Origin of the sequence: Ureibacillus chungkukjangi, from assembly GCF_003217295.1 — a bacterium.
Taxonomy (GTDB): domain Bacteria; phylum Bacillota; class Bacilli; order Bacillales_A; family Planococcaceae; genus Ureibacillus; species Ureibacillus chungkukjangi.
This window is the reverse complement of sequence record NZ_QJTJ01000001.1, coordinates 64,593-90,550: the sequence shown is the minus strand read 5'-3', so window position 1 is coordinate 90,550 and position 25,958 is coordinate 64,593. Positions and strand designations below refer to the sequence as shown.

At 37.0% G+C, this 25,958-nt stretch carries 31 protein-coding genes and 1 other annotated feature; of the genes, 29 read left to right on the top strand and 2 right to left on the bottom strand.

Annotated elements, in window-relative coordinates:
- Nucleotides 1-42 precede the first annotated feature (42 nt).
- The 20 genes from BJ095_RS00470 to BJ095_RS00375 all read left to right on the top strand — a co-directional run bounded on the left by BJ095_RS00470 (nt 43) and on the right by BJ095_RS00375 (nt 15,712).
- On the top strand, nt 43-1,332 hold the full coding sequence (locus tag BJ095_RS00470; RefSeq protein WP_107934621.1) for a bifunctional folylpolyglutamate synthase/dihydrofolate synthase: 1,290 nt from the start codon (nt 43-45) through the stop codon (nt 1,330-1,332).
- The gene (locus BJ095_RS00465) at nt 1,322-2,569 is read left to right on the top strand and encodes a bifunctional folylpolyglutamate synthase/dihydrofolate synthase (protein WP_107934620.1); all 1,248 of its coding nucleotides are present in this window, start codon (nt 1,322-1,324) and stop codon (nt 2,567-2,569) included. The genes BJ095_RS00470 and BJ095_RS00465 overlap by 11 nt, the downstream gene beginning before the upstream one ends.
- Nucleotides 2,570-2,740: 171 nt before the next feature.
- On the top strand, nt 2,741-3,388 hold the full coding sequence (locus BJ095_RS00460) for a hypothetical protein (protein ID WP_107934619.1): 648 nt from the start codon (nt 2,741-2,743) through the stop codon (nt 3,386-3,388).
- Between the two features lie 93 nt (nt 3,389-3,481).
- On the top strand, nt 3,482-4,069 hold the full coding sequence (locus BJ095_RS00455; protein WP_107934618.1) for a Maf family protein: 588 nt from the start codon (nt 3,482-3,484) through the stop codon (nt 4,067-4,069).
- A gap of 14 nt (nt 4,070-4,083) precedes the next feature.
- The gene (gene radC / locus BJ095_RS00450; protein WP_107934617.1) at nt 4,084-4,782 is read left to right on the top strand and encodes a RadC family protein; all 699 of its coding nucleotides are present in this window, start codon (nt 4,084-4,086) and stop codon (nt 4,780-4,782) included.
- A 512-nt stretch (nt 4,783-5,294) separates the two neighbouring features.
- On the top strand, nt 5,295-6,314 hold the full coding sequence (locus BJ095_RS00445) for a rod shape-determining protein (RefSeq protein WP_107934616.1): 1,020 nt from the start codon (nt 5,295-5,297) through the stop codon (nt 6,312-6,314).
- Between the two features lie 12 nt (nt 6,315-6,326).
- Entirely contained in the window at nt 6,327-7,253 is a 927-nt protein-coding gene (gene mreC, locus BJ095_RS00440; protein WP_107934615.1) for a rod shape-determining protein MreC, read from the top strand.
- Entirely contained in the window at nt 7,254-7,778 is a 525-nt protein-coding gene (mreD, locus tag BJ095_RS00435) for a rod shape-determining protein MreD (RefSeq protein WP_107934614.1), read from the top strand. It begins immediately after the preceding gene.
- Between the two features lie 29 nt (nt 7,779-7,807).
- Nucleotides 7,808-8,476 carry a septum site-determining protein MinC gene (locus BJ095_RS00430; RefSeq protein ID WP_107934613.1) on the top strand — a complete coding sequence of 223 codons (669 nt, stop codon included), beginning with the start codon at nt 7,808-7,810 and terminating at the stop codon, nt 8,474-8,476.
- A gap of 1 nt (nt 8,477) precedes the next feature.
- The gene (gene minD, locus BJ095_RS00425; protein ID WP_107934612.1) at nt 8,478-9,275 is read left to right on the top strand and encodes a septum site-determining protein MinD; all 798 of its coding nucleotides are present in this window, start codon (nt 8,478-8,480) and stop codon (nt 9,273-9,275) included.
- A 210-nt stretch (nt 9,276-9,485) separates the two neighbouring features.
- On the top strand, nt 9,486-10,037 hold the full coding sequence (locus tag BJ095_RS00420; RefSeq protein WP_193768053.1) for a M23 family peptidase: 552 nt from the start codon (nt 9,486-9,488) through the stop codon (nt 10,035-10,037).
- Nucleotides 10,010-10,648 (top strand): site-2 protease family protein, encoded by a 639-nt coding sequence (locus BJ095_RS19195; RefSeq protein WP_235867530.1) that lies wholly within the window; start codon nt 10,010-10,012, stop codon nt 10,646-10,648. Before BJ095_RS00420 ends, BJ095_RS19195 begins: the two co-directional genes overlap by 28 nt.
- Before the next feature lie 43 nt (nt 10,649-10,691).
- Nucleotides 10,692-10,772, top strand: a sequence feature (ribosomal protein L21 leader region).
- Between the two features lie 14 nt (nt 10,773-10,786).
- Nucleotides 10,787-11,095 (top strand): 50S ribosomal protein L21, encoded by a 309-nt coding sequence (rplU, locus tag BJ095_RS00410; protein WP_107934610.1) that lies wholly within the window; start codon nt 10,787-10,789, stop codon nt 11,093-11,095.
- A gap of 17 nt (nt 11,096-11,112) precedes the next feature.
- Nucleotides 11,113-11,457, top strand: a complete 345-nt coding sequence (locus BJ095_RS00405) for a ribosomal-processing cysteine protease Prp (RefSeq protein WP_107934609.1) — start codon at nt 11,113-11,115, stop codon at nt 11,455-11,457.
- A 16-nt stretch (nt 11,458-11,473) separates the two neighbouring features.
- Nucleotides 11,474-11,773: a 50S ribosomal protein L27 gene (gene rpmA, locus BJ095_RS00400; protein WP_107934608.1), complete on the top strand. Its 300-nt coding sequence runs from the start codon at nt 11,474-11,476 to the stop codon at nt 11,771-11,773.
- A gap of 237 nt (nt 11,774-12,010) precedes the next feature.
- On the top strand, nt 12,011-12,538 hold the full coding sequence (locus BJ095_RS00395) for a Spo0B domain-containing protein (protein WP_107934607.1): 528 nt from the start codon (nt 12,011-12,013) through the stop codon (nt 12,536-12,538).
- A gap of 5 nt (nt 12,539-12,543) precedes the next feature.
- Nucleotides 12,544-13,833: a GTPase ObgE gene (gene obgE / locus BJ095_RS00390; RefSeq protein WP_107934606.1), complete on the top strand. Its 1,290-nt coding sequence runs from the start codon at nt 12,544-12,546 to the stop codon at nt 13,831-13,833.
- A 41-nt stretch (nt 13,834-13,874) separates the two neighbouring features.
- Nucleotides 13,875-14,330, top strand: a complete 456-nt coding sequence (locus tag BJ095_RS00385) for an ACT domain-containing protein (RefSeq protein ID WP_107934605.1) — start codon at nt 13,875-13,877, stop codon at nt 14,328-14,330.
- Between the two features lie 109 nt (nt 14,331-14,439).
- Nucleotides 14,440-15,312 (top strand): prephenate dehydratase, encoded by an 873-nt coding sequence (gene pheA, locus BJ095_RS00380; protein ID WP_107934604.1) that lies wholly within the window; start codon nt 14,440-14,442, stop codon nt 15,310-15,312.
- Nucleotides 15,313-15,325: 13 nt separating this feature from the next.
- Nucleotides 15,326-15,712 carry a thiol-disulfide oxidoreductase DCC family protein gene (locus BJ095_RS00375; RefSeq protein WP_107934603.1) on the top strand — a complete coding sequence of 129 codons (387 nt, stop codon included), beginning with the start codon at nt 15,326-15,328 and terminating at the stop codon, nt 15,710-15,712.
- Between the two features lie 59 nt (nt 15,713-15,771).
- Here BJ095_RS00375 and BJ095_RS00370 read toward each other — a convergent pair whose 3' ends face one another.
- Nucleotides 15,772-16,302 (bottom strand): transcription repressor NadR, encoded by a 531-nt coding sequence (locus BJ095_RS00370; RefSeq protein ID WP_107934602.1) that lies wholly within the window; start codon nt 16,300-16,302, stop codon nt 15,772-15,774.
- Nucleotides 16,303-16,442: 140 nt separating this feature from the next.
- Between BJ095_RS00370 and BJ095_RS00365 the strand changes: the two genes are divergently transcribed.
- From BJ095_RS00365 to BJ095_RS00330, 8 genes are all read left to right on the top strand, one after another.
- A complete protein-coding gene (locus BJ095_RS00365; protein WP_408056955.1) occupies nt 16,443-17,711 on the top strand; it encodes a LysM peptidoglycan-binding domain-containing protein in 1,269 nt (422 codons plus the stop codon).
- Between the two features lies 1 nt (nt 17,712).
- Complete coding sequence (locus tag BJ095_RS00360; protein WP_107934600.1) at nt 17,713-18,570, top strand: phosphotransferase; 858 nt, start codon at nt 17,713-17,715, stop codon at nt 18,568-18,570.
- Nucleotides 18,571-18,821: 251 nt separating this feature from the next.
- Entirely contained in the window at nt 18,822-19,442 is a 621-nt protein-coding gene (gene ruvA / locus BJ095_RS00355) for a Holliday junction branch migration protein RuvA (protein WP_107934599.1), read from the top strand.
- Between the two features lie 12 nt (nt 19,443-19,454).
- Nucleotides 19,455-20,459 carry a Holliday junction branch migration DNA helicase RuvB gene (ruvB, locus tag BJ095_RS00350; RefSeq protein ID WP_107934598.1) on the top strand — a complete coding sequence of 335 codons (1,005 nt, stop codon included), beginning with the start codon at nt 19,455-19,457 and terminating at the stop codon, nt 20,457-20,459.
- 17 nt (nt 20,460-20,476) lie between these two features.
- Entirely contained in the window at nt 20,477-21,517 is a 1,041-nt protein-coding gene (gene queA / locus BJ095_RS00345) for a tRNA preQ1(34) S-adenosylmethionine ribosyltransferase-isomerase QueA (RefSeq protein ID WP_107934597.1), read from the top strand.
- 89 nt (nt 21,518-21,606) lie between these two features.
- Nucleotides 21,607-22,752 (top strand): tRNA guanosine(34) transglycosylase Tgt, encoded by a 1,146-nt coding sequence (tgt, locus tag BJ095_RS00340; protein ID WP_107934596.1) that lies wholly within the window; start codon nt 21,607-21,609, stop codon nt 22,750-22,752.
- Nucleotides 22,753-22,895: 143 nt separating this feature from the next.
- The gene (yajC, locus tag BJ095_RS00335; protein ID WP_107934595.1) at nt 22,896-23,159 is read left to right on the top strand and encodes a preprotein translocase subunit YajC; all 264 of its coding nucleotides are present in this window, start codon (nt 22,896-22,898) and stop codon (nt 23,157-23,159) included.
- A gap of 142 nt (nt 23,160-23,301) precedes the next feature.
- Nucleotides 23,302-23,940 carry a DUF421 domain-containing protein gene (locus tag BJ095_RS00330; protein ID WP_107934594.1) on the top strand — a complete coding sequence of 213 codons (639 nt, stop codon included), beginning with the start codon at nt 23,302-23,304 and terminating at the stop codon, nt 23,938-23,940.
- Here the strand turns inward: BJ095_RS00330 and BJ095_RS00325 are convergent.
- Complete coding sequence (locus BJ095_RS00325) at nt 23,926-25,443, bottom strand: putative polysaccharide biosynthesis protein (RefSeq protein ID WP_107934593.1); 1,518 nt, start codon at nt 25,441-25,443, stop codon at nt 23,926-23,928. The two genes, BJ095_RS00330 and BJ095_RS00325, sit on opposite strands and share 15 nt — an antisense overlap.
- 92 nt (nt 25,444-25,535) lie before the next feature.
- Here BJ095_RS00325 and BJ095_RS00320 point away from each other — a divergent pair, with 92 nt between their 5' ends.
- On the top strand, nt 25,536-25,853 hold the full coding sequence (locus BJ095_RS00320) for a post-transcriptional regulator (RefSeq protein ID WP_107934592.1): 318 nt from the start codon (nt 25,536-25,538) through the stop codon (nt 25,851-25,853).
- The last annotated feature ends 105 nt before the right edge of the window (nt 25,854-25,958 follow it).

Genomic DNA, 25,958 nt, shown 5'->3' with positions numbered 1-25,958 from the left:
AGTTTATTATATAACTATTATGAATGCTTAGGAGAATTTGACATGTTTCATTCTATTGATGAATGCACCGAATTTATATTTAACTTAAGAGCTAGTACATATAAGGGCGAACCGTTAGAGGCAATGCGTAAAATATTATTTGAATTAGATAATCCTCATGAAAGAGTAAAATTCATTCATTTTGCAGGCTCAAATGGAAAGGGCTCAACATTAAATGCTACACGAGAGATTCTATTGCAGCATGGCTTACGTGTTGGAGCATTTATTTCTCCGCATCTAGAACGGGTCAATGAACGTATAACCATTAACCATGACCAGATTACAGATGAGCAATTTTTAAGCTACTCAAACCAGGTAATGGATGTCATACAACGAAAATTAGATAGTCAGTACCCAAGCTTTTTTGAAATAATGACCGTAATCGCTTGTTTACACTTTGCGAATGAGCAAATTGATGTCGCTTTAATGGAAACAGGCATTGGTGGAAGAATCGACTCTACTAACGTGATTATTCCTGAGGTGTCAGTCATTACGACAATATCACTGGAGCATACTGAAATTTTAGGAAATACGATTGAAAAGATCGCTTATGAAAAAGCTGGAATTATTAAAAGGGGAAAACCGGTTGTCGTAGGTGTGAAGCAACCAGAAGCTAGTGAGGTTATTAAACTAAAAGCAGTAGAATGTGAATCAGATGCCTTTTTCTTAAACGAGGAAATTGAGATTGGTAATATTGAAAAGGGCTTTCCACAGCATTTCGACTTTTCCTTTGAAGGTTATCAATTTAAGAGCATTCCTTTAGCAATGCAGGGTGAGCATCAGGTTAACAATGCTGCACTTGCTATAGCAGCTACTTTATTATTTGATAAGTCCATAAAGGAGACGACGATTCATGAAGCATTACAAAAAGCTAAATGGGAGGGGCGTTTCGAGCGTTTAAGTGAACAAATTATTATAGATGGTGCACATAATTCAGAAGGTACCAGTGCCTTAATTCGTACTTTACAGCAAGTCTTTCCGACTAAAAAATATAAGTTTGTTTACGCAGCTCTACAGGACAAGGATCATGACGTAAGTATTCAAATGATGGACGAGATTGCTGCTACTATGTGCTTTACGCAAATCGATTTGCCAAGAGCTGCGAAAGCAGTAGATCTTGCATCAAAATCGAACCATCCCAATATCCACATCAATGAAAATTGGCAGCAGTTAATAGAAGATGAAAGACAGTCCCTGAAAACAGATGAGCTACTGATTATTACTGGGTCTTTATATTTCATAGCCGATGTGCGAAAAAAATTAGTAGAGAAGGTAGAAGCATATGATTCCTAGATTAGATGACTATAAGAAAAAATGGGCTGTGGATAGTGATCTATCTATTAAACCGGGATTAGATGCAATACTAGAGGCCTTGGAAATGCTGCAGAACCCTGAACAAAAGTGCTCTTATGTGCATGTTGCAGGGACGAATGGAAAAGGCTCAACAATAGCGTTTCTAGAGCAAATTGCGAGAAATCACGGATTAAAAGTTGGAAAATTTATGTCGCCGTGTATTGTAGATGTGCATGATCAGCTACAAATAAACGGAAAATCCATTACTGAAAATGAAATGGATGAGCTTTTTATTCAACTAAAGAATGCAGGACTTAGCGGGAAGCTAACAGATTTCGAGCTTTTAACCTGTGCAGCATTTCTTTATTTCTCTCAGCAAGAGGTAGATCTAGTATTATTGGAAACTGGAATGGGCGGACGTGAAGACAGTACAAATGTCATCACTCCCATTGTATCAATCATCACCAGTATTGCATTAGAGCATACGAGGTTTCTTGGTTCAACCATTGAAAGTATTGCAAAGCATAAAGCAGGAATTATAAAAGAAAATATCCCCGCTGTTATTGGAAGATTACCACAAGAAGCTTTTCAGGTAATTGAAGCTGAAGCCTTTGCAAAACATGCACCAATAATAGCTCTTGGTGATCATTTTGATGTCACTGTAGATGATACTGATGTTTATACAAATGATGGAAAAGGTTTGGAAATTAATAAGCTTGTACGTGTATTGCCTGGTGCTCATCAAGCTGACAATATGGCGTTAGCAATCACTGCATTTTTTGAGGTAGCCGACTATTTAAAAATCCCTATAGAGATAGATGAAATTCGAAATGCTGTTCGCATGACGAGCTTACCTGGTCGCTTTGAAGAGGTTTTAGCAAATGTTTATTTTGATGGTGCTCATAATCCTGCAAGTGCTGAAAAACTAATGGAAACTATTAAACGGCAATTTCCTAATGAGCCAATACGTTTTGTCATAGGTATGTTAGCAGATAAAGATGTTAAAACAGTTTTACAGCTATTGGAGCAGGTTAGTGATGAGTTTTACTTTGTTGATTTTGAAAATGAGCGGGCGATGACTTCAGAAAAAATGATGGCCCTATCAGCGGCTTCGAATGTGGCGGTATTGACGGATTACATTTCATTTCTCGAGAATGTAAGTACCAAAGAAGGTAAAACCTTTGTTACAGGTTCACTATATTTATTAACCGAAATTAGAGAGCAATTATTAAAATAAAAATATATAAGTATTGATTTAAAAATTCACTAAATGTAAATAGTAGTAATAGATATTGTTTAGAAAGAGCGTTTAATGACGATTTTTGCGATATATTTTTTAAGTGAGACGACATCTGTCTCGCTTTTTTTTAATCTAGATTTGTTACCGTTAATATATGAGGTGATGCGTATGAAATTTCCAAATGTAATAGGAAGACGAGAATTGAGAAACGCAGCAGTAATTGGTTCCGTTGCGGGGCTGGCTGGTGTTGTATTTTTTATCCTTTTACTCAGTTCTATGAATTCATCAACAAACCAAGAGCAGCAGCAAGCAAGTTCAGGGAAGGGTGAAGAAGAAGTAATCCCTGTACAATCATCTAACGAGGCCATTGAAGATACTTCTTCAGTAGAATTTTATGCAAACCAATATGGAGTTTTTCAGAGTGAAGAATCTGCATCGGATTTTATCTCTGAACATCCAGTTTTAAATACAAGTGCAACGGTAGAAGTAGATGGGAAATACTATGTCTGGTCTTCAGTAACGCCGATTAGAGAAGAGCTCATCTTATCGGAAACGCCAACTTCTTTTGCTAAGGCATTTAAATTTTCTGGTGCTGCTTGCACAGAAGAAACGTTAAAGGGCTTGCCGACTGTTTTAGAAAACAATGACCCCTCAAAATTTTATTTTCAAGAGGGTGCTGTACCAGACAATATTCCAGATGATTGGCAAACAATAACATCAGCGTTATCAAGCTTTTCACAGGATTTAGGTATAGCTCGTTTGCATCTAGTTGCCCATTATTTTGACAAAAATGATTGTATGAAAATCGAGTTTTAATCATTAAAATTACGTCAAAATCTAGTTTTGTAAATTATGAAGGATTTTTCAAAATTCCATTCCTCGGCTATCATAGAAGTAGGAGGAATGGATATGAATTTTGATACGAATCATCAGCTTGTTTTAGCATCTGCATCACCTAGAAGGAAGGAACTCTTTTCAAAATTAGGTGTCCCCTTTGAAGTCATCACAAGTAATGTAGAGGAAACGTCTGTACAAGCTGAAACAATGAAAGAATATGTACGTGAAGTTGCGTTGTTAAAGGCACGTGATGTAGCAAAAAAGGGGAAGGGCAAAACAATCATTGGTGCAGATACAGTAGTTGTCTTTGAAGACACATTACTACATAAGCCCAAAAATGAAGAAGAAGCAATAGCTCACTTAACAAGACTATCTGAGAATGTTCATCAAGTAATGACGGCGGTTGTCATTATTCAAGCAGATGGCACAGAGGAAGTCATTGTTGAAGAAACAAAAGTCTATTTTAAAAAACTATCGAAAGAGCTAATTGAAAGCTATGTAGAAACTGGTGATCCTTTTGACAAAGCAGGGGGCTACGGGATTCAAACTGATGGCGTACTCTTTGTGGATCATATTGTTGGAGATTATAACAATGTAGTAGGTTTACCATTAGCTAGCTTGTTCGAAAAGCTCATAGCACTAAACATTCTAAAACTGTAGGAAGTGATAAATGAATGACGATTGCCCCATTTCCCGAGCTTATGATACGTGATGTACATGTAGAGGACCGGCCAAGGGAGAGGTTAATTCGACAAGGCGCCCAAAGTTTATCTAACCAGGAATTAATAGCTATTTTATTACGTACAGGTTCAAAGCAGGAGTCTGTGTTAACTCTTGCTAATCGTGTATTAACTTATTTTGAAAAGTTACATGAGTTAAAGCACGCGACAATTGAAGAAATCATGTCGATCAAAGGAATTGGTGAAGCGAAGGCAGTCCAGCTGCTAGCTGCAGTTGAGCTAGGTAGACGATTATCTCAAAAACAAGTCGATGACCGGTTTACCATTCGTTCTCCGCAGGATGCAGCAACGTATTTGATGCCTGAAATGTCTTCTCTTCAACAAGAGCATTTCGTGGTTTTATTTTTAAATGTGAAAAATCAAGTAATGCACAAGCAAACAATTTTCATAGGAAGCTTAAATTCCAGTATTGTTCATCCTCGCGAGATTTTCCGAGAAGCAGTCAAACGTTCGGCAGCATCTATTATTTGTAGCCATAATCATCCATCAGGTAATGCAACACCGAGTCCAGAAGATATTGAGGTAACGAAACGGCTGCAAGAAGCAGGATATATTATTGGCATTGAATTGATTGACCACGTAATTATCGGTGATCATCAATTCATTAGCTTAAAGGAAAAAGGATATATGTAACTTTCATAAAGAGTTTTAGTCGAATGTCCGTTTTTATGGATATTCGACTTTTTTGGGGGTAAATTAAAATAAAATAGCTTAACAAACAAATGACATTGTTGTTACAAAAGAATTAAAGAAGAGCTCGTAATTTGTAATTTTATACTTTTAATATTTCATTTTGATATCAGAGAACCTATTTCGTGGATTTTCGTCATTTCTATGGAGTACTTGTTACATGAATGTAAAAACTTACATAATTATTTTATTTGTTTCAAGGGCAAAATCGAAATAAAATGAAAAATGTCGATTAGAAATCACGATTTATCGCCGGAATAGCGAAAATTGATGAGTTTTCTTATGCGGATAACTACGAAATATAAATTCGCGTATCCGTGTAAAATTAAATCATTAGAGAAATATGGTAGAACAGTACATGTGACACTATAAATTTTCGAGCTTATCAGCTATAATAATTCTTATGATTTTAAGCGCTTTAATAGTTTGCTTAAAAAAGAAAGGGAGTACTAAATTTGTTTGGATTAGGAAATAAAGATGTCGGGATTGATCTTGGCACAGCGAATACATTAGTTTTCATTAAAGGAAAAGGGATTGTATTACGTGAACCTTCAGTAGTAGCGAAAAATACGAAAACAGGAGACATTGTTGCTGTTGGTAATGATGCGAAAAATATGATTGGACGTACACCTGGGTCAATTGTAGCCATTAGACCGATGAAGGATGGCGTAATTGCTGATTTTGATATTACAACTTCAATGATTCAGTACTATTTAAAACAAGCTTTAAAAAATTCTGGCTCTAATTGGAAAAAGCCAAATGTTATGATTTGTGTACCTTATGGTATTACATCAGTAGAACAACGTGCAGTAATCGATGCTTCTAGACAAGCTGGTGCAAAGGAAGCCTTTACAATTGAAGAACCATTCGCAGCTGCGATTGGTGCAGATTTACCTGTATGGGATCCAACTGGTTCAATGGTAGTTGATATCGGTGGTGGTACAACAGAGGTAGCCGTAATCTCATTGGGTGGTATTGTGACAAGCGAGTCAGTTCGTATCGGTGGCGATGCAATGGATCATTCCATTATCAGCTATATCCGTAAAACTTATAACCTAACAATCGGTGAAAGAACTGCCGAAAAGATTAAGATCGAAATCGGTACTGCTCGAGTTGATGACAGTAACGAAAAAATGGATATCCGTGGACGTGATTTGCTAACAGGATTACCAAAAACAATTGAAATTACTGCAGAGGAAATTTCAGATTCTTTAAAAGAAGCAATATCAGCTATTATAGATGGCGTGAAGAAAACATTAGAACAAACGCCTCCAGAGCTTTCCGCGGACGTTATGGAAAGAGGAATCGTTCTAACTGGCGGTGGGGCACTTCTTCGTAACCTCGACAAAGTCATCAGTGACGAAACAAATATGCCTGTATTTATCGCAGAAAATCCACTGGATTGTGTAGCGATTGGTACTGGTAAAGCGTTAGACCATATCGATTTAGTTCGTTCCCAACAGATGAAAGGGTAAGGAGGATTCGCAATGCCACATTTTACGAACAAGAAATTAATACTGCTACTAGTTGGCACAATTTTCCTTGTGGCATTGATTAGCTTCTCTTTACGAGATCGACAAAACGCAAGCGTTCCCGAACAGTTTATTAAAGACACAGTTGGCTTTGCTCAATTCCTTGTTGCAAAGCCTGCTAATTACATAACAGGTATTTTTAATGATATTAATTCTTTACTAAATACGTACGAAGAAAATAAACGTTTAAAAATGCGTTTGGAAGATTTTGCTGTACTTCAAGCAGAAGTTAATACATTGCAATCTGAAAATGAATCTTTAAAAGAACTGGTAGACAAAAAGGATAGTTTAAAAGACTTCGACCCACTAAAAGCAACGGTGATTGCTCGAAACCCAGACCAATGGGAAGAGAAAATTATTTTAAACAGAGGTTCATCTCATGGTGTTCAACTAAATATGGCTGTCATGACTGCGAACGGCTTAATCGGTAAAATTAGTTTAGTGACGCCATTTACTTCAGAAGTTGAGTTGTTATACTCAAATAATCCGAATTATCGAGTATCTGCGATGGTTCAAGGAGAAAATTCGGATGTTTTTGGTTTAATAGAAGGATATGACGCTGAACGTAATGAATTAATACTAAAGAGAATCGATTCTAGCTTTAAGGTAAAAGAGGGCGAGCAAGTGGTGACGTCTGGTTTAGGTGGGATATATCCAAAAGGAATCTTAATTGGTGAAGTAACAGAAGTAACAACAGATGATTATGGCCTGACTAAAATGGCTTATGTTAAACCAGCTGCAAACTTCTCTATGCTAGAGGATGTAATCATTGCCAAAAGAACGTCCGTTTCCGTAAACGGCTCTGATGGTACGGGTACGAATGCAGATTTAACAAATGGTACTGAAAGTGAAACTACTGATACTATTGAAGGTGAAGAATAAATGATACGATTCTTGATACCTTTTGTAGCAGTTGTTTTATTTTTGTTAGAGCCAGAGTTTGCATTGTTTTCACCAATCAGTTGGGGAGACCAAACACTGATATTAGTACCGCGCTTTGTTATTCTCTATCTTATTTTTATTTCCATCTACTACAGCAAAAAAAGAGCCTGTTTATACGGATTAATTTTTGGGCTCTTGTATGATGTGTTTTACATTGATATTATTGGATTATATTCCTTTTTATATCCACTTGTTTGCTTTGTTGCTGGGTCAACTGTAAAATTTATCCACCAGCATCTAAGTGTAACAACAATATTATCCGTTGTATTAGTAGCTTTGATGGAAGCTTTTTTGTATTACTTCTTTTCTTTTATTCAGTTTACAACAATACCGGTGAGCGATTTTTTAAGCAACCGATTACTTCCAACTATAATCGCGAACCTATTATTCTTAATAATGCTTGGTTGGGCATTTAAATATTTAATCAATGCGCGTTTGTTACAGCGTGCCCGAGATAATTCTTAAATTGACTTGGCGTGAGGTGTCGCTTTTTTATGAATAAACAGCTTGTCCATATAAAGGGGACTAAAGCGGGGTTGGTACTTCGGCTTGATGATCAGTGCGCCTACGCAGAACTAGTGGAAGAACTTGAACGTAAGGTATTAGAAGGTGGAATCGATGGAAAAGTTGATGTACAACTACATCTTGGAAATCGCTACCTACTGAGTGCGCAGCAAAAAGAACTCATCGCAATTGTAGAAGGCCCTGGTAATATGCACGTTTCAAAAGTGCACAGTGATGTTATAACAATTGAAGAAAGTAATGAGAAAGTACTTACGGATCAGAGTGAAACCTATATAGGGATTATTCGCTCTGGTCAAATAGTAAAAACTGATGGAAATATTGTTGTTATTGGTGATGTAAATCCAAATGGTAAAATTGAAGCTGGTGGAAGTATTTATGTTCTAGGGAATTTAAAAGGAATTGCCCATGCAGGTGTAAATGGAAACAAAGAGGCGATAGTCGTTGCATCACATTTTGAACCTACTCACGTTTTAATTGATGATCAGATCGAAGTTATGTCCAACGAAAAACCCTTTGTTAAAGAAAATGCTGACCAAATCTTTGCATATATTAATAGAGATGGCATAATTTCATATGAACGAGTACAAGAAGTAAGAAAAATACGTCCATTATTAAGTACGATTAAAGGAGGAAGCTAATGTGGGTGTAGCAATCGTAATAACTTCAGGTAAAGGCGGAGTAGGTAAAACAACAACAACTGCCAATCTGGGAACTGCATTGGCTCTTCAAGGGAAAAAAGTATGTTTAGTAGATACAGATATTGGTTTACGTAACTTAGACTTAGTGTTAGGTTTAGATAATCGAATTATCTATGACTTAGTCGATGTCGTAGAAGGTCGCTGTAAGATTCATCAAGCGTTAGTTAAGGACAAACGAGTTGATGAGAAACTATTTTTATTGCCTGCTGCTCAGACAACGGACAAAAATGCCGTAAATCCAGAGCAAATGAAGAGTTTAGTAGACGAGTTAAAGCGTGAATATGATTATGTTTTAATTGACTGTCCTGCGGGTATTGAACAAGGTTATAAAAATGCAGTAGCAGGTGCTGATCGTGCTATTGTCGTAACAACTCCTGAAATTTCTGCTGTTCGAGATGCAGACCGTATCATCGGACTACTTGAACAGGAAAATATTGAACCACCAAAATTGATTATTAACCGTATTCGTAAAGATTTAATGAAAACCGGAGATGCATTGGATATTAATGAAATTACAACGCATTTATCTGTTGATTTATTAGGGATTGTGATTGATAGTGAGGATGTTATCAGTTCATCTAACAAAGGTGAACCTATCGTCATGGATCCAAATAGTAAGGCTTCTTTGGGATATCGAAATATCGCAAGAAGAATACTAGGGGAATCGGTTCCTTTAATGTCTATCGAAGATAATTCTAAGGGCATGTTTAAAAAATTTATTTCTATCTTCTCAAAATAGAGCTAAGTGTATTGCAAACTGTAGATGGACTCGAAAAATTTCGAGTATGTCTGCAGTTTTTTGTTTTTATATTTAGGTGTTCTTTTAAATACGTGGCTTGGAAATAATTTTATTGACTGTTTCGACTTAATCGGACAGTATCTTTTCATTTCCACTAGAATCGTATTTTTATATTTTTCATATACTATGAAAAAGAGAATGGATGAGGTAGTGAACAAGAAATGGAAATGGATAGCGGCTATTGTTCTCTGCGGGGTCGTCATATTAGGTACGCAACTCCAGGAGAGAGGAGAATTAGCAGTAGATGTGAAAAAAATTGTCTATAGCTCTGAAGATCTAACGATTATGCGAAATGTGTTACGAGAAGTATTTGGTCAGGATGCAGCTGAGAAAATCACGGTCTCATCAGAAACGGTAAACAAAGAGCTGTTGTCCTTTGTTTCTGTAAAAGCGTATGACCATGGTTACTTGTTAACATTTGAAGAAGCAATTCCGATTCTTGCTATCGAAAATGGTCTTGTTGTATATACAGGTCATACAAAACACACGGGCAAAACAATATCCGTTTACTATGAGAATGATACTACTGTCACATATGGAAATGTGGATTCGTTTTCATTATTGCCCTATACATCAATAGAACGAGGGGGGACCCTTGCAAATAAGGAACCTGGGGATTTATATATAAAAATAGAAGAAGGCGGCAAGGTATTAAACCTAGAGGAAACTTTAGAATGGATGAAAGAGCATACGCAATCATGATGCGTATGACCATTCATCCATTATTTTTGCCGATTCTGTTTACCATTGTGTTATATGGGAATGTTTCTTTTTATGCTCTAATATTATCATCTTTAATTATTCATGAAGTTGGACATATCCTTGCTGCCTTCTTTTGTAAGGTTAAGGTAGAGCGATGTGTTATAATGCCATACGGAGGAGAAATTGAACTAAAGGGTGGTAATACAATTGCTCCTAAAAAGCAACTGATTATTGCACTTGGTGGACCGATTGCCACACTTTGTTGTATTGCGGTAACACCGTTTCTCGATCCTTTGTTAGCCGATTTGGTATTGAAAATTCAAATTGTTTTACTTGGAATTAATCTCATTCCCATTTGGCCGTTGGATGGTGGTCGTATTATTATGGCACTTATTCATATTTTTTGCCCACGCATTCGAATGGTCGAATTATATTTAACGATTTCACTCATATTAATTACGTTTACTGTTATTATTACGTTTATTTTATTACCAAAAACTTTATTTTTACTCGTACTGAGTATCTTTTTATTTATACAAATCGTGAATGCTTGGCGATTTAGAAAATACCGTTTTGCATTTGAGAAACATGTTATTAAACGGTTGACTTGAAACTCTATCCTATGATAGTATTGTAATGTTATTGTTTGTAGCACCCGTGCTACAACCGCTCTGGGAAGGTTTTAAAGTGTCGATTTTCGAACACCTTTCGTTACAGGCGAGTCTGAGTCTAAGAGGAGGTGCATTTTAATGTACGCAATTATCGAAACTGGTGGAAAACAAATCAAAGTAGAAGCTGGACAAGAGATCTATGTTGAAAAACTAGGTGTTGAAGCTGACGAAGTAGTTACTTTTGATAAAGTTTTATTCGTAGGTGGAGAAACAGTAAAAGTTGGAGCTCCAACTGTTGCAGGTGCTACTGTTACAGCGAAAGTTGTAAAAGAAGGACGCGCGAAAAAAATTACTGTATTCAAACTAAAAGCGAAGAAAAACTACCGTCGTAAACAAGGTCATCGTCAACCTTACACTAAATTAGTAGTTGAAACTATCAACGCTTAAGAGTCGAGGTGAATGAAATGATAACTGTTACAATTCATCACGATGAAAATAGACATGTTTCTGCATTCGAATTTTCAGGTCATGCCGAGTACGATCAAACAGGTAAGGATTTAGTATGTGCAGGTGCATCTACAATTGCCATTGGTACTGTAAATGCCATTTATGCATTATTACAAATCGAGCCGAAAATCGACCAGGCAACAGAAGGTGGAGGCTATCTTCGTGTAGATCTTCCTACTGATATTGACGCAGAAGTCGATGCAAAATTACAACTTATTGTCCAAGTTATGACAGCTCAAGTTTACTCGATGGTTCAAACTTATGGACAATATATCAAAATTAACTACAACCAAGTAGCCTAGTAGGAGGTGGAACGATATGAAATTGTTACTTTCTTTAGACCTTCAATTTTTCGCTTCGAAAAAAGGGGTAGGTTCTACAAAGAACGGACGTGACTCTGAGTCAAAACGCCTTGGTGCTAAACGTGCTGATGGTCAATTCGTAACTGGTGGTTCAATTCTTTACCGTCAACGCGGTACAAAAATTTACCCAGGTACAAACGTAGGCCGCGGTGGAGATGACACACTTTATGCTAAAGTTGACGGTGTTGTTAAATTCGAACGTTTAGGTCGCGACAAGAAAAAAGTTAGTGTATACCCTGCAGCTCAAGAAGCTTAATAGTATATATTATCAAAAAGGACTGCTAGCCAGCAGTCCTTTTTCATTTATTGGAGGAGTTATGCTAATATAATTCCTTTTGATTTATACAATTTACTGGTACATATCTATGGATATCTGAAATTTTCTTATAGTATTACTACACGCTTTAGAGCAAACAAAAGCGAAAAATAGAAAAACTTGTTATACTAATAAACATATTGGTAGAATTTTTCTATTTAAGTTTGGAGGTTAACTATGAAAACTTCAACACTTTCGGTTAATGATGTTTTAAGATTTGCTAATCATGATTATATGAATCAAATTCAATTATTAAAAATGAATTTAGATCTGGGTAGAATTGAAGAAGCAAAATCGCTGATTGAAAAATTTTCAGAGCAAAGTAAGACTCTTTCAAATATCAATAAACTAAAATTACCTAAAACTGGGGAATGGCTACAAACTATACAATGGAGATTTCAAGCATTTGAAACTACCATAAATAGTAATATATCTTTTCCAATTGATATGAAAAATGATGAGCAAATTGTAGAATACTTAGAAAAGACAGTTATTCATGTATACGATACTCTAGATCCTTTTTCAGAACAACAGCTAGAGATCTCAATCGAATCAAATGAGAACGAATTCACTTTGCTTTTTGACCTGAAAGGGAAGTGGGAAGCTCAAATTTTCGATCATGAAGAGAATAACAATTTAAAGGTTCAAACATATGAGCAAACTACTAATGAGTGGAAATATGCTTTGAGCATAGAACAGGAGTGAATGTAATGTTTGTCGATCACGTCAAGATTTTTGTCAAAGGTGGAGACGGCGGGGACGGTATGGTTGCCTTTCGTCGTGAAAAATATGTACCAAATGGTGGACCAGCAGGTGGCGATGGAGGAAATGGAGGAAATGTCGTTTTCCTAGTAGAGGAAGGACTAAGAACTCTAATGGATTTCCGTTATCAACGTCATTTTAAAGCTGACCGTGGTGAGCATGGAATGAGCAAGGGGATGCACGGAAGAAACTCTGGTGACCTAGTGGTAAAAGTTCCACCAGGTACAGTAGTTATGAATGAAGAAACTGGAGCTGTTATTGCTGATCTAGTTGAGCATGGACAAACTGCCATTATCGCACGTGGCGGGCGTGGCGGACGTGGGAATAGCCGCTTTGCAACACCTTCAAACCCAGCTCCTGAACTTGCTGAAAAAGGTGAGCCAGGACAAGACTTAAATGTTATATTAGAATTAAAAGTACTAGCTGATGTAGGGTTAGTTGGGTACCCAAGTGTAGGTAAATCAACATTACTATCTGTAGTGTCTGCTGCTAAACCAAAAATTGGTGCTTATCACTTTACAACAATTGTTCCTAATCTTGGGATGGTTGAAACTGAAGATGGACGAAGCTTTGCAATGGCAGATTTACCTGGATTGATTGAAGGAGCACATCAGGGTGTTGGATTAGGGATGCAATTCCTTCGTCATATCGAAAGAACAAGAGTAATTGTTCATGTTATCGATATGTCTGGTATGGAAGGCCGTGAACCATATGATGACTTTTTAACAATCAACGAAGAACTAAAACAATACAACCTACGTTTAACAGAACGACCACAAATTGTTGTAGCAAACAAAATGGACATGCCAGATGCTGAAGAAAACCTAAAAGGATTTAAAGAAAAAATTGGAGATTCTGTTAAGGTTTACCCAGTTTCTGCTGTATCACGACAAGGCTTAAAACCTGTATTATTTGAAATCGCAGACTTACTTGAAGTTACACCTCACTTCGAATTAAATGATGTGGTTGCGGAGGATAGTGATGCAACTGTACTTTATAAATATGAGAAAAAAGGTGACGACTTCGAAATTACTCGTGATGATGACGGGGCTTATGTACTGTCAGGCTACTCAATCGAACGTCTATTCAAAATGACTGATTTCAGTCGTGAAGATGGTATTCGTCGATTTGCAAGACAATTACGTGGTATGGGTGTAGACGATGCTTTACGTGAGCGTGGAGCAAAAGATGGAGATATCGTCCGCCTAATGGAATTCGAATTTGAATTTATAGAATAACCTTATAGATTTTGGATCGTAGAAGATTTTGGGGGGAGAGCATGAAAAACGTTGCCAATCAACGGTATTATTTAGTTCGGGAAGATGTGCTAACAGATGCTATGCAAAAAACTTTAGAAGCGAAGCATCTATTACAAAGTGGAGCAGTTTCTTCAATCTGGGATGCGGTAAAAGAAGTGGATTTATCGCGAAGCGCATTTTATAAATATCGAGATGCCGTTTTTCCTTTTCACTCCATTGTACGCGAACGAATCCTAACGATTTTTATACAATTGCAAGATGAAAAAGGAACACTCGCAAGTCTGTTAGAGATTATTACGGTAGCACAGTGCAATATTTTAACGATACATCAAACTATCCCTATTCAGGGCAGAGCGAATGTAACGCTATCCTTAGACGTAACGAGCATGGTATACGAACTTGATGAACTCATTCAACAACTAAAAAAATTAGAATTTGTTGAATCAGCAGAAGTAATCAGTTCTGGTGCACTTTAACTTAAAAGTAGTACAATAAAGAAGAGAGCAAAGACTTAATATTGCTCTCTCTTTTTCAATATAGAAAAGATTGAAAAATGACACTTGTTAGAATTTGGGGGAGAAAAGATTGAGGAATGGAGAGAGACATCAAAGGATTGCGTATTTAGGGCCTGAAGCTTCTTTTACATACTTGGCGACAAAGAGTTTATTTCCTAATGAGGAGCTTGAGGCTTTTTCAACGATACCTGAGTGCATCGAGGCGGTATCTGAGGAAAAAGTAGACCTAGCAGTAGTACCGCTGGAAAACACAATAGAAGGTACGGTAACCTTGACGATAGATTATTTATATCATGAAGCCGATTTATATATTGTTGGCGATTGCTTATCGAAAATTCAACAGCATTTAATGGTACACAAAAATCAAAAAGACAATTGGCAAAGCATTGAAGAAATTTATTCTCATCCTCACGCTCTCGCGCAATGTCATAAATACTTGTATTATCGTTTTAGCTCAGTTCCTTTGCAGCGTTATTCTTCAACATCTGCAGCCGCAAAGCTGGTATCAGAAAATCCAGACCGTTGTATTGCTGCAATCGGTAATGTCTCTTCCGCAGAGAAATATGATTTAGAGATTGTACAAAAAAATATTCATGATTTTCAGTTTAACCATACGCGATTCCTAGTTCTATCAAAAAGTAATACCCGTCTTCCAGTCGATCACTCAGAGGGAAAAGCGAAAACGACGTTGATGATTACATTGCCAGTAAACGTTTCAGGGGCATTGCATCAAGTACTTTCTGTATTTGCTTGGCGTAAACTGGACTTGAGTAAAATTGAATCCCGACCTTTAAAAACTGGTTTAGGGGAGTATTTTTTCATCATGGATGTACATGCAGATGAAAATGGAGCGATGATGAAAGGAGCAATGGAAGAGCTAGCTGCACTTGGCTGTAATGTGAAATCTCTTGGTACATATTATACATTTTTAACACGAGAGTAAAAGAGGGGTAGATATGAATATCATACTTTTTGATGGGGAATGCCACTTTTGTAATACTAGTGTTCAATTTATTATAAAACGAGATCAAAAAAAATATTTTAAATTTGCTTCTCTTCAAAGTGAAATTGGGCAAAAGCTGTTAGAAGAATTTCAAATACCGAAAACAACTGACAGTCTAATATTCATTGAAGGAAATAGTAGCTATGTAAAATCTACAGCAGCTTTAAAAATTTGTAGAAGGTTAGATGGTATGTGGAAATTGTTGTACCCATTTCTAATCATTCCAAAATTTTTAAGAAATACTGTCTATGATGTTGTGGCAAAAAATCGCCATAAGCTAATGAAGCAAACCGAATGTCGGATTCCAACCAAAGAAGAGCTAGAAAGGTTTTTACATTAAAAGAGTGGGCTTCTCAAATTTTCAAGCCCACTCTTTTTGTTTAGTTAAAGCCTGGGCCTTCATTCTTCAACTAAGTAGCCTTTTTCTCTTAGCATTTGCTCTGTGCGATCTAAAAGTTCTATAGATGAAGCAGAAATCTCATGCAAATGAGTACCGTCAGTTAAGACCGATAAATAATTTGCTTTTGTATCATTTACCCGTTGAAGAAAGCTTTTTACATCGTGTCGATTTGATAACATCATGGATGCGGTAATTTCACCGTATACGGGATGATCTATGATCACGTTTTTTAGAGTGACACCACAGTCTACAATTGTTAACATTTCATCTTCAGCTTGCTCTGCTGTATGTAGACAAACGATTTTCCGCTCGAAAACCTCAGATTTATCTTCACGCTTTAAATACACATAACCTTGACTTGTTGCAACAATTGGTTCGTTTCGTGCTTTTAGTAAATTCATATCGTTAACTATGACTTGTCTAGAGACATTCGCGTGTTTTGCCAAGTCTGTTCCAGTGATTGGCTCATTTTTAGTTTTTAAAATATGGAGTAGCTCATGTCGACGATCCTCGCCTAACATTTTTTTCATTATAATACCTCTTTCATATGGAATTTCATGTATATACATCACTCTATCATTCATAGTTTATCACGAGGAACTACACAAAGCGTTTTAATTTTTTGTGTCCTTTTCATATGAATCACATATTATAAAACGAGAAAAGGAGGATGTTTGTGCGAATTCATATTGTTCAAAAAGGTGAGACTCTTTGGCGTATTGCTAAACAGTATGGGATTGGGCTTGATGAACTTAAACGTTTAAATGCGCATTTGGCTAACCCTGATTATATTGTTCCCGGTATGGAGATTATTTTACCTGAAGGTGGTACAGCAGCACTGAAGTCTACAATGACAAAAGCTCAGCAAACTGCACCGATGTCGAAAGAAATGGCTACTGCACCAAAAGTACAGCAAACAAAACCTGTCGAAAAAGCTCAACCTGTTAAAGAAGCGCCAAAGGCTAAGGAAACTGCACCAATTCCTGAGCCAGTACCAATGCCTATGCCTCAACCGGCGCCGCAAGTAGAACTGACGCCGCAATTTCAATTTGATTTTGCGCCACAAATGCATTTCCAGCAGCCACAACCTTTACCGGCGCCAGTACCAGCACCACAACCGACGCCACAGCCGCAGCCGATTTATATTCAAGTACCGCAAACACAAGTTGAAACAAATGTCGAAACAACAGTAGAAAAAGAAGTAGAGTATGTTCAAATACCAGTACAGCCGCAGATTATTTACGTATACTGTCAACCACCACAACCATGTGTAGGTCATGAGCCAGTATATTACCATAACCCATGCGGTTGCCAAGAACAGCAATTTCATCAACCACACCCATGCGGTTGCCAAGAACAGCAATTCCATCAACCACACCCATGTGGATGTCAAGAACAGCAATTCCATCAACCACACCCATGTGGATGTCAAGAACAACCACATTTTCAGCAAGCAGCATTTGACTTCCAGCAAATGCCTCAGCAGCAACATGACTGTGGCTGTGGAGGAGGATATCCTGCACAAGAAATGATGCCTTATGGAATGCCGTATTTCGAGCCAAATTATGATATGGCGCCAATGACAGATGTAGCTCCTGCGATGGAAGGTCCCTATGAGGAACATCATGATGGATTACCAGAGTGGTTACTAGATTCTTCAGAGATGAAAGCAAATATGGTTGAACAGGATTGTGAACCAGAGGTAGGACCACAAGCTTTTGATGAGTATAACCCATACGACCAAATGGCTGACCATGGGCAAGTAGCTAACTACTATCAAGATGGATACAACTATGGAAACAGCGCTTATCCTTATCCTCAAAACCCTTATGGATCATATAATATGCAACAAGGTTTGCCACAACAAATGATGCAGCCTAACTGCCAAGGATATCCTTATAACCCTTATTTAACACAAAACAAACCTTGGAATTATTAAAATGCAAATCAAGAGCAATATATGGAAGAAAGAGACATCTCAAGGGACGTTGTTTATAAAAAAATACGATCATATCAATGTTGCAGAAAAGGTCAAAACAATTCACAGTCAACTTGAGGATATAAAGTTTCCATATGTTATTCCATTAGTTAAAAGTAAGGATGAAGATTTAGTTGTGCAATATTGGCAGCATGGAAGCTTTAGTGCAGATTTTTCAAACGAATCGCATCGAAAACAAAGCTTCAAAATCCTAAAAGCATTACATGACACAGGAGATAAAATTGATTGGACCAACCAGGTCATTTTACCGAGACAACAGCTATATCAAAAATGGAATGCTCGATTGGAACGTTTTTTAATCAATGAAAAAGAGCTGCTGCCGATACTGCAGCATGCTTATTATGATATAACGTTGTATGCAAGTAGGGTACTAAAACAAATGCGTAAGCAAAAGCATAAAATAAATGGGAAGCTAACATTGTTGCATGGCGATGTTGTGCATCACAATTTTTTAATTTGCAAAGACAAAAAGATGAAATTAATCGATTTTGATTTGGCGGTTGTAGGTGATTCGGCGGAAGAAATGCTTCTTTGGATGCATCGCGTATTACCTACAATTAATTATGACCTAGAAAAATTATTAAATGAAAATCCATTTTTATATCATCTTTGCTTGCCGAAAATCAATTACTTGCAGTATCCCAATGAGCTGCTAAGAGAATGGCTTTATGTACTGCAATTAGGCAAATATGAAAGAGAAGCCTTCTTAGACTATCTAATGCCATTTACAGAAAAAGCTTTAAGGCATTGGCCTGAATTAATGATACAAACTGAAAAATTATATTCGAACCGTCACTAATAACGGATTTTATGATAAAATGAAAGAATCATTTATAAACTATAAAGTCAACTCGGCCGTCTAAAAGGACGGTCTTTCTTTTGGCGAAAAACCATTGCAAGAAGAAAAAACATCAACTCGATCTAATAGGGTCGAGTTGTGTTCTTCTATCGAATTTTTAAACTAGTTTTAAAGAGTAGGCAGTTGAATTTGTTCGGGGTATGACCGAACAATATGCTATAATTTATAGCAGTGAATGTGGGGGAACGAAGATGTATGATTATATAATTGGACAAATAAAACGTATTACACCAGAGTATGTAGTTTTAGAGCAGCAAGGCTTAGGCTGGCAGATATTCACACCAAATCCTTTTGCCTTTCGTATAAAAGAAGAGCTTCAACAAATTTTTATACATATGCATGTACGGGAAGATGCCCAGATGCTATTTGGCTTTAGATCTCTTGATGAAAGAGAGCTATTCCGCAAACTTATTCAAGTTTCAGGAATAGGTCCAAAGGGAGCGTTAGCTATTTTAGCTAGTGGAAATCCTTCACAAGTAATTTCAGCTATTGAAATGGAAGATGAAGCATTTTTAGTTAAATTTCCTGGCGTAGGAAAAAAGACTGCAAGACAGATGATTCTCGATTTAAAAGGAAAGCTTGGTTCATTACTCGAGCAGGTAGAATTGCCGAGTTCAGAGGATGAATTACCGTTATTTGGCGTGAATCCGAACAAGCAAGAACTAGAGGAAGCTATCTTAGCATTACTTGCACTTGGGTACTCTGATAAGGAGCTAACGAAAATTAGACCTAGCTTAGAGGATAATGGCGAGCTTACGACAACTGAAAGCTATATGAAACAAGCATTGCAGCTGTTGCTAAAAATGAAGTAAGGAGGAGGAATCATGTCCGAACGAATTATTTCAAGTGAATCAAATGATTTTGATGAGCAATATGAGCTATCACTTAGACCACAAAAGCTTTCTCAATATATTGGGCAGCATAAGGTAAAAGAAAGTTTAAGTATTTTCATAGAAGCTGCAAAGCTCCGTCAAGAGAGTTTAGATCATGTATTATTATATGGACCTCCTGGATTAGGGAAAACCACGTTAGCAACAGTCATTTCAAATGAAATGGATGTAAATATTCGTTTAACAAGTGGACCTGCGATTGAACGACCTGGAGATTTAGCAGCCATTGTTAGCTCGCTGCAACCGGGAGATGTTTTATTTATAGATGAAATACACAGACTCCCAAGAGCGATAGAAGAGGTTCTCTATCCTGCTATGGAGGACTTTTGCTTAGATATTGTAGTAGGGAAGGGACCAGAGGCAAGGTCGATACGTTTGGATTTACCGCCATTTACTTTAGTTGGTGCTACAACAAGAGCTGGTGCCTTATCAGCCCCATTAAGAGACCGATTTGGTGTTTTATTGAGACTTGATTTTTATGATGAAGAGGCACTAGTAGAAATTGTTTTACGTAGTAGTCAATTATTTAATGTGGAAATCGATCGACTGGCTGCACGAGAAATAGCGCGTCGTTCCAGAGGGACTCCACGTATTGCCAATCGCTTATTAAAACGGGTTCGTGATTATGCTCAGGTGTTAGGGGATGGATCTATCTCACATCCATTAGCCAACCAAGCACTCGAATTACTGCAAGTTGATCCTCAAGGACTTGATCATATCGATCATAAGCTGATGGTTAGCATGATTGAGCGCTTCCGAGGCGGTCCAGTTGGCCTTGATACAATTGCTGCTTCTATCGGTGAGGAAAGCCAGACAATTGAGGACGTATATGAACCATATTTAATGCAAATTGGGTTTATTCAAAGAACACCAAGAGGTCGAGAAGCAACGAAATTAGCCTATGACCATTTTGGTTATACTTATCCAGAACAATCATAATGAAAGAAGTTGTAAAAATGAAAGTAGAAGATTTTGATTTCCATTTACCTGAAGAGCTAATTGCTCAAACGCCATTAGAAGACCGAACAGCAAGTCGGTTAATGATTGTAGATCGTAAAACAGGTGAGGTTGAACATAGTCACTTCCCACAAATTGTAGATGAATTACAAAAAGGGGATTGTCTTGTTTTAAATGATACAAGAGTTATGCCTGCCAGACTTTTTGGTGTCAAGGAAGAAACAGGTGCACATATCGAGGTTCTTTTGCTGAAGCAAGGAAATGATGATGAATGGGAAACTCTAGTTAAACCAGCCAAGCGTGTCAAAGTTGGGACAGAAGTTACATTTGGTGACGGGCTACTAAAAGCAATCTGTACAGGAGAGCTAGATCATGGTGGTCGTCTATTTAAATTTAGTTATGACGGTATCTTTTATGAGATTTTAGATCAGCTAGGTGAAATGCCACTTCCTCCATATATCCATGAGAAATTGGAAAATCGCGAACGCTATCAAACCGTTTACTCTAAAGAAATTGGTTCTGCAGCTGCTCCAACAGCCGGGTTACATTTTACCAATGAAATTTTGGAGCAGATTAAAGAAAAAGGCGTCGAAATTGTCTTTATTACCTTACATGTAGGACTTGGTACATTCCGTCCTGTAAGTGTAGAATCCATTGAAAGCCATGATATGCATTCTGAGTTTTATAGTGTAACAGAAGAAGCAGCAAAAACGATTAATCGAACTAAAGCAAATGGTGGTAAGGTTGTTGCAGTTGGTACTACTTCTACACGAACTTTAGAGACTATTGCACAAAAATACGAGGGCGAGATTCGTGCTGAGCAAGGGTGGACAAATATCTTTATCTATCCAGGCTTTGAATATAAAGCTATTGATGGGCTAATTACGAACTTCCATCTACCTAAATCTACTTTAGTAATGCTAGTAAGTGCGTTAACTTCTAGAGATATTATTTTAAATGCGTATAATAGAGCAGTGGAAGAAAAATATCGATTCTTTAGCTTTGGTGACGCAATGTTTATTCGACCTGCTCGCTCGTAATTTATTTTCGAAAACTTGATTAACTAATCGGGGAAACCTAAAGACTAATTGGTGTACTGTTTTTACACCACAAGAAGGAGAAATTTTTAATGACTAAACCAGCAGTAACTTATGAATTGATTAAAACATGTAAACAAACAGGAGCTCGACTTGGGATTGTACATACTCCCCATGGTTCCTTTGAAACACCGGCATTTATGCCAGTAGGAACACAAGCAACGGTAAAAACAATGTCACCAGAAGATTTAAAAGAGATGGAAGCAGGAATTATTCTATCTAACACATATCACTTATGGCTGCGTCCAGGTAATGATATTGTAAAAGAAGCTGGTGGTCTTCATAAATTCATGAACTGGGATCGTCCAATTTTAACAGATTCAGGCGGTTTTCAAGTATTTTCATTAAGCGACTTCCGTAAAATCGAGGAAGAGGGTGTTCATTTCCGTAATCATTTAAACGGGGACAAGCTTTTCTTAAGTCCGGAAAAAGCAATGGAAATTCAAAATGATCTAGGGTCTGACATTATGATGGCATTTGATGAATGTCCACCATTCCCTGCAACTTATGAATATATGTTAGATTCCGTTGACCGTACAACACGTTGGGCAAAACGCTGTAAAGAAGCTCATGCACGTCCAGAAGACCAAGGTCTATTTGGAATTGTACAAGGTGGAGAGTTTGAGGATTTACGTAAACGTTCAGCAGAAGCCTTAGTGGAGCTTGACTTGCCAGGTTACGCAGTTGGTGGCCTTTCTGTTGGTGAGCCAAAGGACATTATGAATCGTGTGTTAGAATTTACAACACCATTATTACCAGAGAACAAACCACGTTACTTAATGGGAGTTGGTTCACCGGATTCATTAATCGATGGGTCGATTCGCGGAATTGATATGTTTGACTGTGTATTACCAACTCGTATTGCTCGAAATGGTACACTAATGACATCAGAAGGCCGTTTAGTCGTGAAAAATGCAAAATATGCGCGCGACTTCAGCCCAATTGATCCAAACTGTGACTGCTACACATGTAAAAACTATACTCGTGCATATGTGCGTCACTTAATTCGAACAGAAGAAACTTTTGGTATTCGTTTAACAACATATCATAATCTTCATTTCTTATTAAAATTAATGGAACAAGTTCGACAAGCAATTCGTGAGGATCGTCTTGGTGATTTCCGTGAAGAATTCTTCGAAAAATACGGATTTAACAAGCCAAATGCTAAAAATTTCTAAAAATAAGCTTATTAATATGGCGGAAATTTGAAGAATATGAAAAAGTGTGATTATTTTCATAAAAATAATAGTTTCAAATCGCTTTTTCTATTCGAAATATACTATACTTAAGAAGTGAGATTTAGAAAGGAGGACATATAACTATGGATACAATCGTTGGTTTACTTCCAATTCTTATTATGTTCGTTGCGATGTGGTTCATTTTAATCCGTCCAGCACAAAAGAAACAAAAACAAACTGCTCAAATGCAAAACAGCATTAAACGTGGAGACCAAGTGGTAACAATTGGTGGACTACATGGTGAAGTTGATGCTATTGAGGATGCTGCAGTTTACATTCTTGTTGATGGTAAAACTCGTTTAAAATTCGAGCGCCAAGCAATCGGTCGAGTACTTACTGAAAAATAATATCAAAAATAAAAGCTTACTAAATCGGACAAGCTCCGAGCTTAGTAAGCTTTTTTGCTGTTAGGACAAATTGCAGAAATTCTTTTTCAATGCATACTTCTTTCCTCTAGTGCTCAAAATGAGTAGTGGAGGGTGAGGATATATGGAAACTTATATTGAGATTCTTATTAGAACAGTATTTCTGTATATTTTTATACTAGTTGTATTTCGTCTTATGGGCAAAAGGGAAGTTGGCGAACTAAGTATCATGGACTTAGTAGTCTTTGTATTAATCGCTGAATGTGTTGCGTTTGCTTTAGAGGATGTGGATAAACCCGTCTTTCAAAATATCTTCCCCATTATTATTTTACTGATCATTCAATTTATCAATTCTTTATTAACTTTAAAGAGTAAAAAAATGCGTGATGTCATTGATGGAGATCCGTCTCTAATTATAAGAGATGGTGTTATTGACCAAGAGCAAATGCGAAAACAGAGATATAATTTAGATGACTTATTTCAACAAATGCGTGAAGAAAGGGTTCCATCAGTGCAGCAAATTGACTATGCCTTTTTAGAACCCTCAGGGAAACTATCTATATTTTTAAAAAGTGATGATCCACTGATACTGCCACTAATTGTGGATGGTTATATCGTTGAAAAGCATTTAAAGCTTATGAACAAAGAAAAAGAATGGCTACTAAGTGAACTTAAAAAACAGGGCTATGAAAAAAGGATAAAGGATATCTTCTATTGCTGCTTTGAAGACAACGAGCTTCATGTTCAACTAAGAACGACGTGAAACGACTGAGCGTAAAACTTTAAAGTCACTCCATTTGATTTGATTTGTAAGGATTAATAATAGAGTTAAGATAATCAAGGTCAACGCACTGTTTGTCCAAAAATTAAATGATACCTTAGGGATAAGATAGGTTTGTAAAAAGCAAGTTAATATGAAAATCCCATACGGAATAGCAAAAAATCTAAATCCAGCTGCAATCATTTTGTGTCCACGTAGTGTTGCCATATGCAAGAATGAAGTAACTAATACACCAAAGCCAATCGCAATAATGGCACCGTATTCTTGTATAAACGGTTGAGAGGCTAGTACAAACATAACAAATAGCTTTCCTAAACCACCGTAAATAGAATTCATCATAGCAGGACGAGCTTCATCCATTGCCTGTAAAATAGAGTGAAGCGGACTTTGAATATAATAGAAATAAAATATAGGTGCTAAAATCTTCATAAAACCACGATTCTCTTCTAAGTCGAAGAGCTTCATTGCAAGCTCATCACCATGGATGAAGAAATAAGTGGCAGCATAACAGCCTACTAAAGAAGAAAGTCGTAAAGAAATACCAATCCGTTCATTTAATAATTGAGTATTACTTCTTGCAACAGCATCACTGACAGCTGGGATAAGAACAATTGCTAGAGCGTTTGGAATGAAGGAAGGGAATAAAAGCAATGGTACATGTACACCTGAAATAATTCCGTACAAGGTAGTTGCTCCTACTGCAGTAAGCCCTGAAACGGTCAAGGCTTTTAGGAAAACGATAGGCTCTAAAAACCAAGTAAATGTCCCAAATAATCGGCTTCCTGCTGATGGCACAGCAATTCTTAATAGTGGCATCGCAGGATAGGCCTTATCTGCTTCTGATTTCTTTGTTTTCTTTTTCTTATATTGATAGTGAATGTATAGATATATGAATGAGAAAACCTCTCCAAATGCTGTGATACCCATTGCATAACCCGCTGTTAAAGCAGGGTTATCTGCTGTAACAAGTAAAGGTAGAAGTAAAGTGATTAACCCGATACGAATAACCTGTTCTAGCATCTGTGACCAAGCAGTTGCAGAAATAACAGCAATACCCTGTAAATACCCTCTTATTAGCGCTGAAAAAACTACAATCGGAACAGCCCCTAAACCAATATAAAGCGTTAGTCTTGTTGCATCGTTATGTAAAAGTGTCCCAGCTAAGTATGGTATAAACAAAAACAGTAACGGTGTAAAAATGATAATCGAAATAATTGCCCATCTAGTGGCTGTTGTCATAACTGATTTTAATAGGTGATCTCTTCGTTTAGCATGGAGCTCAGCTATTACTTTTGCAACAGCAATAGGTATACCTAATTGTAATAGTGACACGAAGAAGATAAATGCAGGATAGGCAGTCATGTAAATACCTACAGCTTCTGCTCCGGCCACCCGCATGAACTGCATCCTATATATGAAGCCGAACAATTTAGATAAAAAAATTACAAACGTTAGAAAAACAGTTCCTTTAACAAATGAACTCATTCATTCAATCCCTTCTCATTTCAAGAAATTTCAGATACAATATTTGTATGCTTGAATGTAGTAAGTTAAAACTATTGGTTGGGGGGATTGTCATGATTCAGTTCGAACAGCTATACAAAGAGGTTTTACCAGTATTACAAAGCAAAATGGATGAAATAAATTACTATGAATATGATGGAATCACTTTAGAGGATATCTGGAATTTTTGCATCAAGAAAAGATGGAGACGAAAAAAAGTAGAGGAACTGCGATTATATGAAATAGTCGAGACTATTTATTCAGTGAAGCCGTCAGAAATTGTTAGCTATTTCCAAATCCAGCAATTCCGTTCAGAAAATTGGTTTGAGGACATAAGTAACCACGAATTACAAGAGTTATTAAAGTCCAAAACTGTAGAAAGTGATAAATAAAACCATGTACATTGGTTTGACAGCTAGCGAATCGTGTTTCATAATTAGTTTTGTACATAAACTAGTCCTATTTAGTTTAGTTGTTTAAACTAATAGAAAATGAAA

Excerpts from the sequence above, each read along its gene's own strand:
- BJ095_RS00470 (WP_107934621.1), top strand. The coding sequence starts at position 43 with ATGTTTCATTCTATTGATGAATGCACCGAATTTATATTTAACTTAAGA.
- BJ095_RS00465 (WP_107934620.1), top strand. The coding sequence starts at position 1,322 with ATGATTCCTAGATTAGATGACTATAAGAAAAAATGGGCTGTGGATAGT.
- BJ095_RS00460 (WP_107934619.1), top strand. The coding sequence starts at position 2,741 with ATGAAATTTCCAAATGTAATAGGAAGACGAGAATTGAGAAACGCAGCA.
- BJ095_RS00455 (WP_107934618.1), top strand. The coding sequence starts at position 3,482 with ATGAATTTTGATACGAATCATCAGCTTGTTTTAGCATCTGCATCACCT.
- radC (WP_107934617.1), top strand. The coding sequence starts at position 4,084 with ATGACGATTGCCCCATTTCCCGAGCTTATGATACGTGATGTACATGTA.
- mreC (WP_107934615.1), top strand. The coding sequence starts at position 6,327 with ATGCCACATTTTACGAACAAGAAATTAATACTGCTACTAGTTGGCACA.
- mreD (WP_107934614.1), top strand. The coding sequence starts at position 7,254 with ATGATACGATTCTTGATACCTTTTGTAGCAGTTGTTTTATTTTTGTTA.
- BJ095_RS00430 (WP_107934613.1), top strand. The coding sequence starts at position 7,808 with ATGAATAAACAGCTTGTCCATATAAAGGGGACTAAAGCGGGGTTGGTA.
- BJ095_RS19195 (WP_235867530.1), top strand. The coding sequence starts at position 10,010 with ATGGATGAAAGAGCATACGCAATCATGATGCGTATGACCATTCATCCA.
- rplU (WP_107934610.1), top strand. The coding sequence starts at position 10,787 with ATGTACGCAATTATCGAAACTGGTGGAAAACAAATCAAAGTAGAAGCT.
- BJ095_RS00405 (WP_107934609.1), top strand. The coding sequence starts at position 11,113 with ATGATAACTGTTACAATTCATCACGATGAAAATAGACATGTTTCTGCA.
- rpmA (WP_107934608.1), top strand. The coding sequence starts at position 11,474 with ATGAAATTGTTACTTTCTTTAGACCTTCAATTTTTCGCTTCGAAAAAA.
- BJ095_RS00395 (WP_107934607.1), top strand. The coding sequence starts at position 12,011 with ATGAAAACTTCAACACTTTCGGTTAATGATGTTTTAAGATTTGCTAAT.
- obgE (WP_107934606.1), top strand. The coding sequence starts at position 12,544 with ATGTTTGTCGATCACGTCAAGATTTTTGTCAAAGGTGGAGACGGCGGG.
- BJ095_RS00385 (WP_107934605.1), top strand. The coding sequence starts at position 13,875 with ATGAAAAACGTTGCCAATCAACGGTATTATTTAGTTCGGGAAGATGTG.
- BJ095_RS00375 (WP_107934603.1), top strand. The coding sequence starts at position 15,326 with ATGAATATCATACTTTTTGATGGGGAATGCCACTTTTGTAATACTAGT.
- BJ095_RS00370 (WP_107934602.1), bottom strand. The coding sequence starts at position 16,302 with ATGAAAAAAATGTTAGGCGAGGATCGTCGACATGAGCTACTCCATATT.
- BJ095_RS00365 (WP_408056955.1), top strand. The coding sequence starts at position 16,443 with ATGTTTGTGCGAATTCATATTGTTCAAAAAGGTGAGACTCTTTGGCGT.
- BJ095_RS00360 (WP_107934600.1), top strand. The coding sequence starts at position 17,713 with ATGCAAATCAAGAGCAATATATGGAAGAAAGAGACATCTCAAGGGACG.
- ruvA (WP_107934599.1), top strand. The coding sequence starts at position 18,822 with ATGTATGATTATATAATTGGACAAATAAAACGTATTACACCAGAGTAT.
- ruvB (WP_107934598.1), top strand. The coding sequence starts at position 19,455 with ATGTCCGAACGAATTATTTCAAGTGAATCAAATGATTTTGATGAGCAA.
- queA (WP_107934597.1), top strand. The coding sequence starts at position 20,477 with ATGAAAGTAGAAGATTTTGATTTCCATTTACCTGAAGAGCTAATTGCT.
- tgt (WP_107934596.1), top strand. The coding sequence starts at position 21,607 with ATGACTAAACCAGCAGTAACTTATGAATTGATTAAAACATGTAAACAA.
- yajC (WP_107934595.1), top strand. The coding sequence starts at position 22,896 with ATGGATACAATCGTTGGTTTACTTCCAATTCTTATTATGTTCGTTGCG.
- BJ095_RS00330 (WP_107934594.1), top strand. The coding sequence starts at position 23,302 with ATGGAAACTTATATTGAGATTCTTATTAGAACAGTATTTCTGTATATT.
- BJ095_RS00325 (WP_107934593.1), bottom strand. The coding sequence starts at position 25,443 with ATGAGTTCATTTGTTAAAGGAACTGTTTTTCTAACGTTTGTAATTTTT.
- BJ095_RS00320 (WP_107934592.1), top strand. The coding sequence starts at position 25,536 with ATGATTCAGTTCGAACAGCTATACAAAGAGGTTTTACCAGTATTACAA.